The sequence below is a fragment of the Pseudomonas sp. Sample_23 genome (assembly GCF_004307595.1).
Lineage (GTDB): Bacteria > Pseudomonadota > Gammaproteobacteria > Pseudomonadales > Pseudomonadaceae > Aquipseudomonas > Aquipseudomonas atacamensis.
The window spans coordinates 158,622-174,915 of the sequence record NZ_RCNX01000083.1; the positions used below are offsets into that span (position 1 = coordinate 158,622).

Genomic DNA, 16,294 nt, shown 5'->3' on the forward strand with positions numbered 1-16,294 from the left:
TTAAGGATTCAATAATAAAAACAGGTAAATTCAGATGGCTTCGGCCGTCACACCCCCAAGGATAGACGGCAATTGCAAGGACTCAGCTCAATATGGAGATGGTCCCAAGGTATTTCAAGGCGCGTGGCAGATTGTCGCAATCAAGACTGTCCAGCCAGTGCAAATCGTCCCAGCTGCGCAGCCAGGTAAACTGGCGTTTGGCCAATTGGCGCGTGGCGATGATGCCCCGCTCCTGCATCTGGGCCAATGTCAGCTTGCCGTCCAGGTAATCCCAGACTTGGCGGTAGCCTACCGCACGTATAGACGGCAACCCCGAATGCAGGTCACTTCTTTTACGCAGGGCTACGACCTCGTCGATGAATCCCTGTTCCAACATATTTGTGAATCTTTGTTCAATTCGCTGGTGCAGAACCTGACGATTCGCCGGAGCAATGGCCAGGTTCGCGACAGTATAGGGCAATTGTTGGCGTCCCGAAGCGGCTGCTTCAGTACTTTGCGCAGATTGTTGCTCGCGCAGGGCGGTCATGCTCTGCCCGCTGACTCGATACACTTCCAGTGCCCGACTCAAGCGCTGCGGATCATTGGGATGAATGCGCGCCGCCGACACCGGATCGATCTGCGCCAACTGTTCGTGCAGGGCTTGCCAGCCAAGACGCGCAGCTTCTTCCTCGATCTGCGCACGCACCTCGGGATCGGCCGCCGGCATGTCCGCCAGACCTTCAACCAAAGCCTTGTAATAGAGCATGGTGCCGCCGACCAGCAGCGGGATCTTTCCTCGTCCAGTGATTTCGGCCATGGCCTGCAACGCGTCGCGGCGGAAATCGGCGGCTGAATACGCTTCAGCGGGGTCGAGGATGTCGATCAGCCGGTGCGGGTATTGCGCCAGCAACTCTTTCGAAGGCTTGGCCGTGCCGATGTCCATGCCGCGGTAGACCAGCGCCGAATCGACACTGATCAATTCGCACGGCAGCACTTTGGTCAGCTCGATGGCCAGATCGGTCTTGCCCGCAGCGGTCGGGCCCATCAGGAAAATCGCTGGAGGAAGCTGGCTCATCAACGACCGCGCAGGAACAGTTTGTCCAGATCGTCCAGACCCAATTGGGTCCAGGTCGGTCGGCCATGGTTGCATTGACCGCTGCGTTCAGTGTTTTCCATATCACGCAGCAGGCCGTTCATTTCCGGCAGGGCCAGACGCCGGTTGGCGCGGATCGCGCCGTGGCAGGCCATGGTGCCGAGCAGTTCGTTGAGGTGCGCCTGGATACGGTCGCTGGTGCCGTACTCCATCAAATCCGAAAGCACGTCGCCGACCAGTCGATTGGCTTCGGCCTGCTTGAGCAATGCGGGAATCTGCCGGATCGCCAGGGTTTCCGGCCCCAGGCGCTGCAATTCAAAACCAAGGCGCTGAAACCAAGCGGCGTGTTCTTCAGCACAATCGGCCTCGCGCTGACTCACGGCCAGCGACTCCGGCACCAGCAACGGCTGGCCACTGAGACCTTCGCTGGCCATGGCGATTTTCAGGCGCTCGTACATGATCCGCTCGTGGGCGGCATGCATGTCCACCAGCACCAGGCCATGGGCGTTCTCGGACAAAATATAGATGCCCTTGAGCTGCGCCAGTGCATAGCCGAGCGGCGGGATATCTTCCTGACCGGTTGGCAGCGCGCTGGCATTGGCTTCAGGCAGCGGCGCGAAAAACTCTTTGTAAGCGGCTTGCGCCTCGGCAGCAGGCAACGCCGATTGCGGACGCGGCGTGTATTGATACTGATAAGCGCCGCCAGCGCTGGCCCCGGATGACGTGTTGAACGCCGGTTGCGCCTGCGGCTGCTCCAGCAGCGCATTGGCGGCCAGACGCATCTCGCCCTGTGGGCCGAATTCGCCCGCCTCGATCCCGCTCGGCCGAACGATCGCCGTGGTCACCGAACCGGCAAGCTGATCTTCCGGCCGTACATCGCCCAATGCACGATGCAAGGTGCCATAAAGGAAGTCATGCACCATGCGCCCGTCACGGAAGCGCACTTCGTGTTTGGTCGGGTGCACGTTGACATCTACCGCCGCCGGATCGACTTCGAAAAACAGCGCGAAGGTCGGGTGCCGGCCATTGAACAGCACGTCGCGATAAGCCTGACGTACCGCATGGGCCACCAGTTTGTCGCGCACTGCTCGGCCGTTTACGAAGAAATACTGCAAGTCAGCCTGGCTACGGTTGAACGTCGGCAAACCGACCCAGCCCCACAGGTGCAAGCCATTGCGTTCGATCTCGATCGGCAGCGCCTGCTCAAGGAAACCCGAACCGCAGATCGCCGCCACACGCCGGGCGCGGGCTGCATCATCGTGGGCCTCGTGCAGGCTGAGGATGGTCTTGCCGTTGTGGCGCAGATGAAAAGCCACGTCGAAGCGCGCCAGCGCCAGACGCTTGATCACTTCTTGCAAGTGATCGAATTCGGTTTTTTCGGTCTTGAGAAATTTGCGCCGGGCCGGGGTGTTGAAGAACAGGTCGCGGACTTCCACCGAAGTGCCGACCGGATGCGCCGCCGGCTGCACGCGCGGCGCCATGTCCCGGCCTTCGGTCTCGACCTGCCAGGCCTGATCGGCATCGCGGGTGCGCGAGGTCAGGGTCAGACGCGCCACGGAGCTGATCGACGCCAGCGCCTCGCCACGGAAACCCAGGCTCATCACCTGCTCGAGGTCTTCGAGGTTGCGAATCTTGCTGGTGGCGTGACGGGCCAAGGCCAGCGGCAGGTCATCGGCAGAAATACCGCTGCCGTCATCGCGCACGCGCAGCAGCTTGACGCCGCCCTGCTCGACATCGACATCGATACGCTTGGCGCCGGAGTCGAGGCTGTTTTCCAGCAACTCCTTGATCACCGAAGCCGGGCGCTCAACCACCTCACCGGCGGCAATCTGGTTCGCCAGCCGCGGGCTGAGCAGCTCGATGCGCGCCGTGTTCATTACCTGGTTCATTCTTTGGACGCCAGTTCGGTGCCTGGAATGGTCAGGTGCTGACCGACTTTCAACTCGTCACTTTTCAGGTTGTTTGCAGCACGCAAGGTGGCCGGCGAGACCTGATAGCGCACGCCGATCATCGCCAGGGTTTCCCCCGGGCCGACACGGTGGTCGCGCGGGCCTTGGGCGATCTTGCCGGAATCACGCAGCCAGGCAATGTAAGTGCCCGGTGGCGGATTCTGCTGGAAGAACTGGCGCACGCCGCTGCTGATCGAACGGGCCAGCGCTTGCTGGTGGCTCGATGCGGACAGTTTGTTCGCTTCGTTGGCGTTGGAGATAAAGCCGGTTTCGACCAGGATCGACGGGATGTCCGGCGACTTCAACACCATGAAGCCGGCCTGTTCCACGCGCTGTTTGTGCAGCGGCGTAACGCGACCGATGTTGGTCAGAACCTTCTGGCCGACGTTGAGACTGGAGGTCAGCGAAGCAGTCATCGACAGGTCGAGCAACACGCCGGCGAGCATGCGGTCCTTGTCGTCGAGGCTGACGTTGCCGGCACCACCGATCAGGTCGGAACGGTTTTCACTGTCGGCCAGCCAACGGGCGGTCTCGGAGGTAGCGCCACGATCGGACAGGGCGAACACCGAAGCACCGAAAGCGGCCGCGGACGGCGCGGCGTCGGCGTGGATCGAGACGAACAGGTCGGCGCCCTTCTTGCGGGCGATTTCGGTTCGCCCGCGCAATGGAATGAAGTAGTCGCCGGTACGGGTCAGCTCGGCGCGGAAGCCTTTCATGCCGTTGACCTGACGCTGCAGCTCGCGAGCGATCTGCAGTACCACGTCTTTCTCACGCTGGCCGCGCGAACCGGACGCGCCCGGGTCTTCGCCACCGTGGCCGGCGTCGATCACCACGATAATGTCGCGTTTGCCGGCCGGGGCTGGCGGCAGCTTGATCGCCGGTTCGGTCGGGGTCACCGGCACTGCCGGCACGGTCGCCACCGATGGCGTCGGGGCCGGCGGCGGCGCGGCATCGGCCGGGTTGTCGAACAGATCGACCACCAGACGGTTGCCATACTGCGCGTTCGGCGCCAGCGAGAAGCTTTTCGGAGTGACGGCTTTTTTCAGGTCGATGACCACGCGCAGGTCGGTCGGGGTGCGCTGGGCCGAGCGCATCGCAGTGATCGGCGTGTTCGCCGTCTGCACGTTCAACGGCGCGCCGAGGGTGGCGCCATTGATGTCGATCACCAGCCGGTCCGGGGCTGTCAGGGTAAAAACGCTGTGCTGCACCGGGCCGCTGAGGTCAAAGACCAGTCGCGTGTTGTCCGGCGCCCGCCACAGGCGCACGCTGTTGACCTTTGAATCGGCCACAGCGTTGACGGTTACTGCCATCAATATCAGTCCAGCGGCAGCCACCAACGCGCGAAAGCGCATACCAAACCCCATCATTTAATTGGATTCCAATGCCAAAGCGGCACACCAGGCCTCGCCACGCGAGCCCTGGGCTAAAATTTTCAGCGAACGCCCGCTGTCTTGCGGGCTAATGGTAATGGTCAGGTCGGGCTTTGGCAAAAAGCCTGCACCTTTATCGGGCCACTCGATCAGGCACAGGGCATCGTCTTCGAAGTAGTCACGGATGCCGAGAAACTCCAGCTCCTCGGGATCGACCAGGCGATAGAGGTCGAAGTGGAAGGCACGAATGTCACCGATCTCGTAGGGCTCGACCAAAGTGAAGGTCGGACTTTTTACCGCGCCAACATGCCCCAAACCGCGAATGATGCCCCGCGACAGGGTGGTTTTGCCCATACCCAGATTGCCCTCGAGAAAAATCAGGCCATGGCCCTGGGTGACGCGGGCGATCCGTGCGCCAAAGTCGCTCATCGCCTGTTCATCGGCCAGGTACAGGGTTACTTCAGACACGGTGCTTGCTCCTCCAACAACTGACGAATGGCTGGAATCAGATCACTGGCCGCCAGCCCACGGCCAAATTTGCCTTGTTGCATACCCGCGTTGGCGTGCAGCCAGACGGCCAGGCATGCCGCATCGAACGCGTCCATGCCTTGGGCCAGCAATGCGCCGGTGAGACCGGCCAGCACATCACCCAACCCGCCCGTGGCCATCGCCGGATGGCCCTGATGACAGAGGGCCAGACGTCCGTCTGGATGGGCGATCAGACTGCCGGTACCTTTCAGAACCACTACCGCTGAATACTTTTTGCTCAACGCCAGAGCAGCGGCCGGGCGATCGGCCTGCACCTCGGCGGTACTGATGCCAAGCAAGCGCGCCGCTTCACCCGGATGCGGGGTGATCACGCAATCCTTGGGCAACTGGACAAAATCGCTGGCCAGCAGGTTCAACGCGTCAGCGTCCCACACCTGCGGCGATGGTGCATTGGCGGCAGCCGACAGCAGGGCACGGCCCCAACTGGCCTGACCGAGTCCCGGCCCGATCACCAATACCGAAACCTTTTCCAGCAGACCCATCAGTTGATTGGCTGACGAGGTGCCGAGCGCCATCGCCTCCGGCACCCGAGTCAGCGCCGCCGGCACATGCTCTGGGCGAGTCGCCAGCGAAACCATGCCCGCGCCGCCGCGCAAGGCCATTTCCGTGCTGAGCAGAATCGCTCCGCCGAACCCGTGATCGCCGCCGATCAGCAACACATGACCAAAGCGCCCCTTGTGCGAGGTCGGCGCACGCGGCGCAAGTGCTGGGAGATTAGCGGCGCTCAGGCGTTGAGCGCAGACGGGAATGTCACTGAAAATTTCGTCGGTGGCTTGCAAGTCGTTGAAGACCAGTTCGCCGATTTGATCCGCCGCGTCGCCAGTCAACAGCCCGATCTTCATAGCAATGAATGTCACCGTTAGATCGGCGTGGACCGCGACGCCCAGTTCACGTCCGGTATCGGCACATAGCCCTGACGGAATATCGACCGCCGCTACCGGCAAACCGCAGGCGTTGATCGCCTTGATCGCCGATGCATACGGCTCGCGCACTTCGCCGCTCAGACCTGTGCCGAGCAAGGCATCGAGGACGACACCGCGCAGCTCGCTTTGCCCCTGCCAGCCTTGCACCACAACACCAGCAGCCACCGATTCGGCATGGGCCAGTGCGGCATCGCCCTGCAAACGCTGCGGATCGCCGACGTCGAGAACGCGCACCGTCCAACCGGCCCGCAGCGCCAGCCCGGCCACCAGATAACCGTCGCCAGCGTTGTTGCCGTGCCCGGCGAGCACCGTCAGTTCGTTCGCTGCCGGCCACTTGCGCACCAGTGCGCGCCACGTCGCGCGGGCGGCGCGCTGCATCAATTCGAAGCCCGGCGTGCCGGCGGCGATCAGCCGCGCGTCGAGTTCGCGCACCTGCGCGGCACGGTACAGCGCGTCGGGTAATTCATCTTTCGTCTGCGGCATGCGTCTTCGGGCTCCGATGTCTGGCAGAATTATACGCACCTCAGCTCCGGTTTCTCTCGCCTCATGTCCGCCATCACCACAGACCTGCCCGCCCTCGCCCAATCGATCAAGGATTGGGGCCGCGAGCTGGGCTTCCAGCAAGTCGGCATCAGCGGTCTGGACCTGGCCGAGCACGAGCAGCATCTGCAACGCTGGCTCGACGCCGGCTATCACGGCGATATGGACTACATGGGCGCCCATGGCAGCAAACGCTCGCACCCCGACGAGCTGGTGCCGGGCACGTTGCGCGTGGTTTCCCTGCGCATGGACTACCTGCCAGGCGATACCGAAATGGCCAAACGCCTGGCTGAACCGGAAAAGGCTTACGTGTCGCGTTATGCCTTGGGCCGCGATTACCACAAATTGATCCGTAAACGTGTTCAACAATTGGCCGACAGGATCCAGGCAGAGATCGGCCCGTTCGGTTTTCGTGCCTTTGTCGACAGTGCGCCAGTGCTGGAAAAAGCCATCGCCGAACAGGCCGGGCTGGGCTGGATCGGCAAAAACACCCTTGTACTGAATCGCAAGGCCGGCAGTTATTTCTTCCTCAGTGAGTTGTTCGTCGACCTGCCGTTGCCGGTGGATGAACCGCATAGCAGCGAACATTGCGGCCGTTGCACTGCGTGTCTGGATATCTGCCCGACCAACGCCTTCGTCGGCCCCTATGTGCTGGACGCGCGGCGCTGCATTTCCTATCTGACCATCGAGCTGAAAACCGCAATTCCAGAAGAGTTGCGGCCGTTGATTGGCAATCGCGTGTTTGGCTGCGACGATTGCCAGATCGTCTGCCCGTGGAACCGTTTCGCCCGGCCGACCGGGGAAAACGATTTCAAGCCACGGCACAATCTGGATAACGCACAGTTGGCCGAGTTGTTTTTGTGGGATGAAGAGAAGTTTCTAAGCAGCACCGAAGGTTCGCCATTGCGGCGCGCCGGGTATGAGCGCTGGTTGCGCAATCTGGCGGTTGGACTGGGAAATGCGCCTTCAACGATTCCGGTGCTGGAAGCGTTGAAGGCGCGACGGGATTATCCGTCAGAGTTGGTCAGGGAACATGTCGAGTGGGCACTGGAACGGCACGCCCGTCGCGCGTTCGCAAAACCGGCAAGCGCAATGTTCTAATCGTAGCCGGACCTTGAGTGCTCCTGCTTTCGCTATGTATCGTTTCATTGCGCGCTCCAAGCTTATTGTTTGTCCTTTACCTATGACCACCCAGCTGGTCGATGACCGCGATCCGCTCCTTAGCGTTTTCGGTCATATATATTCGGTCTCCTTTCGACAGATAGAGATGCATCGACTTTGATGCTGATCCGGATGGGCCATACATGGGCGTGTATTCGGCATGAATCAGCGCTGCAGAAGACGTTGGGGAGTTACCCGCCTCAATGTGCTGCATGAAGGTTTCGGCCTTTTCAAGCAAGCCCGTAAGCCCCCTTTTCTCAAGCATGTTATTTTTGGGATTGACCCTGACGAGTGACCATGGTTTTTCGGCCTCTTCCTGAACGGCCGCGCTGGCCTTCGCCTTAGCCTTGGCCGCCGCCTTGTTTCCCTTGCCCTTGATCATACCTCGGGCCATCTCTCGACCGGCTGCTTTGGAACCTTTACTACTCAGGCCTTGCTTGAAGGCGCCAGCCAGTTTCCTGCCAGCATTGATGCCCGCTTTGGCACCAGCTGCCAGCCCTGCCCCCACCGAAGCCAGCCCGAGACCAAAACTGATCCAGCCCAATATCTCGCCCGCCTGAGAACCCGGTGCGAGTTCATTGACCACCTCGCTGGCAATACCCGCCAGGCCTGAAGCAACCGCCAGCCCCAGTGCCGTCACTGCCCATGGCGTCGCCGCACCCATCGTTACCACGCTGGCAACAATGCCGAGAATACTGAGGCCGATGCCCAGGATCGATTGCCAGGAGACATGCCCGGTAGGGTCAACCCGATTGACCGGGTCGCCCAGGCAATAACTGTAGGCATTTAGTCCGCCCGCACCGAACGGACTCATGCTATCGGGGCAAAGAAAGCGCATCAGTGTCGGGCTATAGGCCCTATAACCATTGCCCAGCAGATACAACCCGGTAACCGGATCCAGTTGCTCGCCGTTGAACCCCGCCAGGCTGAACAATCCGCCGTCGGCAGGACGGTGCCCATAAGGACTGTAGGCGCAATCGGTGAGGTGCTCCTTACCCAGTGTTGCCAGCACGCTTTGCTGTTGATCGGTGCCAAACAGTTGCGCGCCGGCGTTCAAACCGAGTTGCTGTTGCCCCACAAGCGCGCCACCGTGACGCACGATACTGGATGAGTTTTCACCACTCACCTCATTGGCGACCCGGCCTGCGTAGTAGTAACGCTGCGTAGTAACCTCGTCGGGTTGCGACAGCTCAACCAGATCGTCGAAACCGTCGTAATGGTAGCCACGAATGACTGAACCGCCTGCGCCGGACAGTTGTTCGAGACGTCCGAACGCGTCATAGGCCAGCGTTCGCGCCTGGTCGTCCTTGATCATCCTGCCGTTGGCGTCGTATTCCAGCGTCACTGCCGGTGGGTAGTCGACATGGGAATGTTTGACTGCGCTGAGCTGTACCGGATCGGGATTGTCATAACTGAAGGTGGTCAGATTCACGCCCAGCGGGAACTTCGTCTGCACGGTCAGAATGTTGTCCAGCGCATCGAAGGTGAACGTCTGCTGGATAATTTCCTTGCCATACGGGTCACGGGGCTTTTGGGTGCCAGCACAGTCGTACTGGATCAAGCGCCCGCGCACGTCGTAGGTGAACTGTTCATCACGTAAGAGTTGAGTGCCACGTCTGGACACTTTCTGCGCCAGTTTGCCAGCCAGCGTGTAAGTCGATTCGAGGGTCTGGTCAGGCTGACCCTGAATCTCGAATGTACGCCGGGCTTCACGACCGATATCGTCATAGGCGAACCGGGTGATCATCTGACGCTTGATCGAGGTGTCTTCGGTTTTCGTCCACTCCAGCATCCCCGTCTGGGCGTTGTAGTGGAACGCGGTTGTCAGCAAGCCTTGCGAGGCGGATAGAAGGCGGCCGAACTCATCGTATTCAGATCTGTTGTCGGTACCGAGCACATCAACGTGGGTGATCGGTCGCCCCTGCAGGGACCAGGTACTGGACGTTGCTTTCGTGACAGCGCCGAAGCTCGTCGTTTCGGATTTCAGGCGCCCGGAAGGGTGATAGGCAAAGCTGCGGCTCCTGCCGCTTTCGGTACAGGTCAAGGGTTTGCCACTGACGGGGTCATAGGTCATGGTTGTGACCAGGTCCTCTGCCTTGCGCTCAGTCAGCAAACCGCCCAGTTCCCGCAAATAAGTGAATTCGGTTTTTTTGCCATCAGCGCTCTTGTACCACTGTGGCTGAGTGAAGCCCGCTTCATAACCAGCCTCGGACTTTCGCCCGCCCACAGTACTCTGGATCAACCGCCCCAGACCGTCATACGTTTGCTGGCCCAGCACTTTGTCACCGACCTTGATGTCGATCGCCAGCCCTTCATCACTATGCTCGGCGTACTCGGTCACGACCTTACTGCCGTCGGGCAGGACATTGCGGGTCATTCGGTCAAAAACGTCGTACTCATATCGGCTGGTGTTGCCGACAGGGTCTGTCTGGCTGGCTGTGCGCCCATAACCGTCATAGGTGTAAACGGTTTTGCCCAGACTCCTGTTCTTCAGATTGAAGCTCTCGACACTCAGCGGTTTTCCGAAATCATTGACGACGGTGATCGTCTTGCCCATGCCCTGGAGCCAATTGGTTTGCTGGCGAAGCACCGGATCCGCCTCGCTGTGTTCGATACGCCCATCATCGTGCAGCGTCTTGCTGACCTGGCCCCAGGAATCGAATTCGTAGCGGGTACTGAACGGATAAGGCTTGCCATCACGCCAATCAGTCAGCGTCACTTTCACCTTGTGACCGACCGAATCATGCAGGGCAGAATAAAGCGTGCGTGTCTGAATGAGACCGTCCTTGTCTGGATGGTCGCAGTCCTTTTCCTGAACGGTGATCACCCGTTCCAGTCCGTCATAGGCGACTTTTTGCTCGCCGCCAGCAGGATCCGTGGTCACCATCGTCGCCGGCTGCTGTTTGCTGGCGGCCAGATAGGCCCACCGGGTAGCGGCCGCATAGGGGGTGCCGGCAGCAACCGTTTTGCCCACGGCCCGGCCGATTGCATCGTATTCATATTCGATGTGCTCGCCATCGACACCGACTTCAGAGACCTGTAATCCGGTCAGCGTCGAAAGCACCTTCTCACTGGTCTGCAGCACGCCGTCGAATCCGCGCGTGCTGGACCTGACTCGCAGCCTGTCACCCTCAAGCTCATAGGAAAATTCGATAGCGGTTTTTTTTTCATTCAGGGTGACACTTTGCTCTTTTGTGGCTCCATGCTTGAGTGGATCCTCGGGCGTATTCAGATAGCTGCGTGCGGTTTTCGAACGCAACACCTCTACACCCTCCACCACTTCGAAAAAACGCTCCTCGACCGGTAACACAGAGGCCAGTTCAGCACCCTCAAGCGCCGGATGCAAAGCGTAGTCATAATACGTGACTGTCGAAGCACCATCCGATGCGGCAGCAGTCACCGTCCTCTTTTTCGGGAACCTGGAAAAGCCCAGCGGATCCTCCGGGCAGTTATCCCCGCCAATGGCCGGATAGTATTCCGTCGTAGTCGTCACCCCAGTGGGCTCAACCTGCTTGAGCAAGTTACCTTCGCCATCGAACTCGGTGATCGTGGTTTCCACACGCTGCTGTTGGGTGCGCCGATCGAGGTACGTCACCGTATGGACTTTAGGCATGCGGAACTGGGCCACCTGCTCACTGAACGGCTTGGTAACGGAACAGTGATACTCCGTGGCGGTGGCGATCTGCGCGTCGCCACAGGTTGTAACCTCAGCCATCAACAGATGGAATTTGTTGTAGGTGCGTTTAATGCGGGTATGTACTTTGCCGCTGACCAGCAAGTGCTCGTCCGAGGTGTAGACGTAGTTGCTGGGCGCCAGATAGAGCGGATCCAGTTCACTATCCTTGGCTGGAAGGAGGCCCTGTCCAAGGAAGTTATGGTCGGAGTACGTGTATGTCTTGCACACTCTGGGCTGGCCGCGCCCTGGGTAGACATCGTGAGCGATAACAAACGGCAGTGTCTGTTCCACACCGCTGATGAAGCGGTGGCCGTGCCGCTTGTAGCGAACGATTTCGACCCCGCGCAGCGGGTTGACGATGCGATGCACATAGCTGGCCCCAGCGATTACTTCATACTCAAGTTCCCAACCTTTACCCACCGGAAGCTCGATGGCCGTTACCCGACTGTTTCTCAAGATCAGCCTGAAGTTGGAGCTCGAAGTAGTGTCGGGATATCGCGACAACGTCACCTGACCTGCCGTACGAGAAATTTTCAAAAGGCAGCGCGTGGCATCACGGACTTCGGCCAAACGGGGAAACTGGTTGAACAACTCATGTTTCAGCGTAATGCTCACGCCGTTCGCCGCGATTATTTTTTCCGCGACGGCGACCTGAGTACCGGCCAACACTTTGAGCAGTTCCCGCCGACCATCCTTGTATCGAACTTCATAGCGCCCTGCTCCAGTGACTGACACCTTTGCTGTTTGCAGTTTCATTTCCTTGAACTTCAGGCCGCTAGACGTCTCGACAGCCTTGTAGCGTTCACCGTTGGCCAAGGTCATGACTTTGCTGCGCAAGTCATAATTGGTCAGGGTCAAAGACCAGCCAACGCCGAAACCACTATCCGCCTGATTGAGCGGATTGAAACCCACTGAAAGTGCAAGCTCCGGACCATTGAGATCTGCCGAGTGCAACTTGCCAAGCGAAAACGCACACGTATACATGCCCGTACGGGGATCAACGCCTCCGGAAACAAATTCACCGAAATTGAAAGCGTTCGAATGCACAGAGGGAGAGAAATTACTTTCCATTAATGAATCGTCCTTTTATTTCCAGACTCAGAATTTGGCAGTCAACACCGGCCAGCGAAGTACGCTGACCAGACAAGAAGTCAGACAAGTCGCTTCATTGACCGCTTGGATTGATCCAGAATAAAAGTGAGCTGATTTTTATCACCATCGATACTAAGCCGGTGTTCCGAGCCGAATTCGTCGGTCACGGCAAATTCGAAGGCGCTATCACTTTCCCGCGCCGCTTGCGGGTCAGCGGAAACATACTGAACGAGCGTCAACTGTCCAGGCACTTTGTTGATAGGTACGGTGACGTAGCCATGGGGACTGCGAAATGTTGCCTGCGGGCCATATACAGGCGCCATATATCCATAAAAGGTTTTGCGACTACCTTGCTCACCGGGAATATTCCCGGACACATAAACCTGCACCGCATCTTCGGAATCATAAGGATCAAGTTTCACTTCACTGCTATACCAATCAAGGAGGTGAACCTGCCTGCCATCCGCCCGCAGGCCAATATGATAGTGCTGAACCCACTCATACAGGCCCCGATTCTGTTTCTTGTCATACTTGCTCAACGAAAAGCTGCTCGACGAGTACTCTTTCGGCGGAATCGCCTCCAGCGTGACACTGCTGTCGAAACCAACCCCATTACTTCGCAATACCGCGCCGTTCAAGGAAATCTCGGCGGCCACTTCCATGATTCCAGGTCGGGAAGCCGAAACCCAGAATTGTAAAATCTGTACCGGATCTGCGGCGTTGCTGATCCGGTTGTCAATGACCCGCGGGACTTCTGTCAGTCGCGTTGCGCCGCCCGACATTTCGTGAGCGTAACGATTTTCCTGAATCGATACATTCCATTCTCCCTCCAATGGGCGAGCACCGTTATAGGCAATCAGCCGCAGAGACTGCAACGCGGGATGTCCGTGCAGCGATACGCCGTCGCCATTGTTATCGATCCCGTGTAGAAGCACCAACACACGCACCTGCATGCGACCGTTGGCATAAAGCACTTTGTGCTGACCATGATTCGTGGTGTCGAGTTTTACCTCTATACGGGATATACCTACTTCCTCGCTAAACATTTGATAACACCTCAGCTGATTAATATATTTCACCCCTTAAGGGCTCAGCAGAGTATTAACATCGAACCTGAATATAAGAAGTCGCGACATTTGACATTTTGTGAAGTAGTAATCTTTCAACATCATCATGAATAATTCACACAGATGCTAACAACTTCAAAAAATGCGATCTGAATGTTACGTACTTCAACACTAACCTTCGACCCCTTTGATTCTGCCCAAGATGGCCTGTTACCCCTTCCGAATTCACTCAAACCGAATCAGAAGGGGAGTTAGCGAGTAGTTTATGTTTGCCAAATCATGTTAGCAGCGTGATCGACCCGTTACTTTCGAAAACACCTAGTTGCTATCTGAACCTGTTGAAAATCCGCTTTCCGATGAATCACTTTCGGAATCAACGTCTGAAACTGCCTCGGCCGTTTGGATTTCTACCTTCCGGTCCATACTGGAATTCGCAAGATACTGATTAATCCGCCGCATTGACTCGTTACTCAGCGGATTATTCAATAAACCAACGTATAGGTCTTGCGTATCCGGAATATCGAACAGATCGTCTCCTATGTGCGAAATATTATTACCCTGTAACGCCATGACACGAAGGTCTCCAAGCCTGTCTATACCGGAGGGCAGGCTGTAAAGATTTGCATTATATAGCATCAACTCGGTTAAACCTGTCATGAAACCTACATGCGGAGCAACTGTGAGAGGGTTGTTGGCAAGATTCAACAAAGTGAGCGTCTCGATCCTGGACAAACCTTCAGCCGTGGCTTCAGATAATTCAAGCGAGCAATCGTTCAGCACAAGCTGACGCAGCTGGCGCATCTGGAATATCCCTGACGGAAAGTCCTCCATTTTTATGCCAGTGACCACCAAATATTGCACATTGGGAAAACTGTCAAGAAAAGCGCCGATGCGTGCGCCTGGCTTTTCCACAGTCAGTATCAACTCTGTTACGTAGTCGAACCTGGCGGATAGCTTTGGTAACTCTGCGGAAAAATCGACATGATGGGAAAAATGATAGTCACCGAACCCCCACCTCGAAACCGACTTGCGCTGCCAGATATCCTGCAGCTTTGCGCTGAACCGCTCGCGAGCCAGCCGTTGCTCTGCGGTTTGCGGTGCGCCCTGCGATGAATCCGTGCGGGTCGACAATCCTTGCGCACTCCAGATCGCCAACTCATTGCGCAGTGTTGCCAACTCTCTCTCCAGGCGAGCCAAGACCCTGGCTGGGTCCGACTTCAGACGCTCGGAAATGAACACGGCCAGTTCTTGTTCGGCAAGCTGCGGATAAAGATCACGGACACGCTCTTCAACGGATTTTGTCGACGTCGGGTTGACATCGCCGCCCCCTCGCAGCCCCGCTTGCACGTATTGGGCGCTGGCCGGAACAGCCGTTACCTGCACCGGTGCCAGTCCCAACAATTCGCTCACGCGTTGGCGCGACGGCAATGGCTGTGCACGTACCAGCTGCCGCAGAGCCGCACCACCGCCCTGCGCTACGCCGAGCAACTGGCGCTGCCCGGGCAGTAAAAGGAGCCAGACGGCGGCATACAGATCCGTCCGACCTTGGGGTGACGGGACGCCGCTGAGCTGGATAACGTAGCCTTCATGCTGACGAATAAACGTGTGACGCACTGGCGACCGAGCATCGCCAATAGCACTCAATAACTCACCCTCTGACGCTTGCCGACGAATCTCGATACGAATCTGTCGCGGCCAAAGATCAAGCTGCCCGATCATCTGCAATGCCAGCAGATCACTGTCCAGACTGGCTACCGAATCCAGATAGATTCCTGCGCACGCCCTGGCGAGACGCACCTCGCGCAGCGCCACCAGCGTCTTTTCTGCCATGTGCCTCGGCATTCCCGGCCGCAGGCGCAAATGCATATGGTCGGCGGCACTGGCCTCTCGCCACAACGCCTGAGCGATGGTCTTGGGCAGGTCGGGAAAAATCCGTCGCATCAGCAATGTGTTGGCATCGCAATCAAGTTCGAACGCCCGCTCACTCTGCTCAAAGAGCAAGGCGCTGGATTGTTCGGTAACGCGCTCGCTCAGATCTTCTGCCCGTGGCGGCAACAAAGCCTGCAGTTGTGAATCGGCCTGCGCCCGCACGGTGGGATCGGAATGTTGCACCTGGGTGATGAACAGCTGGATCTTTTGATCGAGGGCAAAACGCCTCGCTGTGTCCTGCAGCAATGCCAGCGAGGTGGGATGAATCTCGGACCTGTGCACCATCATCGTGTCTATGCCGCTCACAGCAAGCATGCGTTTGATCATCAATGGAGAAAAATCTTCTATTGAATATTCCTCGCCGGTAAGCAGCTCTGCCGTGCGTTTTTGTTCGGAATAGACAGTTGCAAGCGGGTTGGTCGACTCAGGTTCGTCCAGCGGGTGCCACAACCGGCCCTCGCTGTCCGGCCTCAACAGCGGACCGGAAGGATGCAGTTCTCTGGCATGCGTGGCGCGAAGCAGACCGCTCTCAGCGTCTCGGACCACTTGCACGATGTGGTTATCAGCCACGGCAACATACTGGCGATGCTTCAAGGTTTTGATACCCAGTGCAACGGACTCATCGAGACCCTCTTGTGAGGGTATCCAGTAGCTCTCCAGGGAATCTTGTGCGGAAAACCTTGGGAATTCGTCAAATGTGGAATACGTCGTGGTCGTGCTCACATTGACGCCAGGCGTTATCGAAAGCGGATCTGATGAAGATGGCGAACGCATCGGTTCCTGATGATGTGCAACAGTCAAATGTGCCACTGTCGAAGACGAGGACAACGGTCGGTGGGAGACATCGATGCTGGAATCGGAGGGTTTGGTTGGGACAGATACAGGTTTGATCTTCGGCGGTTTGCCAGTCATGATCGCTCATCCTTGAGAGGGGGTGCGCTGGCCACACAGAGTGCAGGGCCAACG

Annotated in this window: 9 protein-coding genes; 1 reads left to right on the top strand and 8 read right to left on the bottom strand. The window is 58.2% G+C overall.

All coding sequences use genetic code 11. The features are described from left to right. Positions 1 to 82: 82 nt before the first annotated feature. From miaA to D8U82_RS20765, 5 genes are read right to left on the bottom strand one after another with little or no spacing between them, the layout of a single operon-like run. The gene (gene miaA / locus D8U82_RS20745; protein WP_125926268.1) at positions 83 to 1,054 is read right to left on the bottom strand and encodes a tRNA (adenosine(37)-N6)-dimethylallyltransferase MiaA; all 972 of its coding nucleotides are present in this window, start codon (positions 1,052 to 1,054) and stop codon (positions 83 to 85) included. After that, positions 1,054 to 2,961, bottom strand: coding sequence for a DNA mismatch repair endonuclease MutL (gene mutL, locus D8U82_RS20750; protein ID WP_024011367.1), 1,908 nt, complete (start codon positions 2,959 to 2,961; stop codon positions 1,054 to 1,056). The genes miaA and mutL overlap by 1 nt, the downstream gene beginning before the upstream one ends. Further along, positions 2,958 to 4,388: an N-acetylmuramoyl-L-alanine amidase gene (locus tag D8U82_RS20755; RefSeq protein ID WP_125926269.1), complete on the bottom strand. Its 1,431-nt coding sequence runs from the start codon at positions 4,386 to 4,388 to the stop codon at positions 2,958 to 2,960. Before D8U82_RS20755 ends, mutL begins: the two co-directional genes overlap by 4 nt. Continuing rightward, a complete protein-coding gene (tsaE, locus tag D8U82_RS20760; protein ID WP_016771950.1) occupies positions 4,389 to 4,859 on the bottom strand; it encodes a tRNA (adenosine(37)-N6)-threonylcarbamoyltransferase complex ATPase subunit type 1 TsaE in 471 nt (156 codons plus the stop codon). After that, complete coding sequence (locus D8U82_RS20765) at positions 4,847 to 6,346, bottom strand: NAD(P)H-hydrate dehydratase (RefSeq protein WP_130902873.1); 1,500 nt, start codon at positions 6,344 to 6,346, stop codon at positions 4,847 to 4,849. The genes tsaE and D8U82_RS20765 overlap by 13 nt, the downstream gene beginning before the upstream one ends. Before the next feature lie 63 nt (positions 6,347 to 6,409). Between D8U82_RS20765 and queG the strand changes: the two genes are divergently transcribed. After that, entirely contained in the window at positions 6,410 to 7,504 is a 1,095-nt protein-coding gene (gene queG, locus D8U82_RS20770) for a tRNA epoxyqueuosine(34) reductase QueG (RefSeq protein ID WP_130902874.1), read from the top strand. A 76-nt stretch (positions 7,505 to 7,580) separates the two neighbouring features. Here queG and D8U82_RS20775 read toward each other — a convergent pair whose 3' ends face one another. The 3 genes from D8U82_RS20775 to D8U82_RS20785 all read right to left on the bottom strand — a co-directional run bounded on the left by D8U82_RS20775 (position 7,581) and on the right by D8U82_RS20785 (position 16,240). Then, positions 7,581 to 12,311, bottom strand: a complete 4,731-nt coding sequence (locus tag D8U82_RS20775; protein WP_130902875.1) for an RHS repeat-associated core domain-containing protein — start codon at positions 12,309 to 12,311, stop codon at positions 7,581 to 7,583. Between the two features lie 80 nt (positions 12,312 to 12,391). Then, positions 12,392 to 13,378: a hypothetical protein gene (locus D8U82_RS20780; protein WP_125926273.1), complete on the bottom strand. Its 987-nt coding sequence runs from the start codon at positions 13,376 to 13,378 to the stop codon at positions 12,392 to 12,394. Positions 13,379 to 13,717: 339 nt separating this feature from the next. Further along, on the bottom strand, positions 13,718 to 16,240 hold the full coding sequence (locus tag D8U82_RS20785) for a hypothetical protein (protein ID WP_130902876.1): 2,523 nt from the start codon (positions 16,238 to 16,240) through the stop codon (positions 13,718 to 13,720). Positions 16,241 to 16,294: the final 54 nt, after the last annotated feature.

Excerpts from the sequence above, each read along its gene's own strand:
- miaA (WP_125926268.1), bottom strand. The coding sequence starts at position 1,054 with ATGAGCCAGCTTCCTCCAGCGATTTTCCTGATGGGCCCGACCGCTGCG.
- mutL (WP_024011367.1), bottom strand. The coding sequence starts at position 2,961 with ATGAACCAGGTAATGAACACGGCGCGCATCGAGCTGCTCAGCCCGCGG.
- D8U82_RS20755 (WP_125926269.1), bottom strand. The coding sequence starts at position 4,388 with ATGATGGGGTTTGGTATGCGCTTTCGCGCGTTGGTGGCTGCCGCTGGA.
- D8U82_RS20765 (WP_130902873.1), bottom strand. The coding sequence starts at position 6,346 with ATGCCGCAGACGAAAGATGAATTACCCGACGCGCTGTACCGTGCCGCG.
- queG (WP_130902874.1), top strand. The coding sequence starts at position 6,410 with ATGTCCGCCATCACCACAGACCTGCCCGCCCTCGCCCAATCGATCAAG.
- D8U82_RS20775 (WP_130902875.1), bottom strand. The coding sequence starts at position 12,311 with ATGGAAAGTAATTTCTCTCCCTCTGTGCATTCGAACGCTTTCAATTTC.
- D8U82_RS20780 (WP_125926273.1), bottom strand. The coding sequence starts at position 13,378 with ATGTTTAGCGAGGAAGTAGGTATATCCCGTATAGAGGTAAAACTCGAC.
- D8U82_RS20785 (WP_130902876.1), bottom strand. The coding sequence starts at position 16,240 with ATGACTGGCAAACCGCCGAAGATCAAACCTGTATCTGTCCCAACCAAA.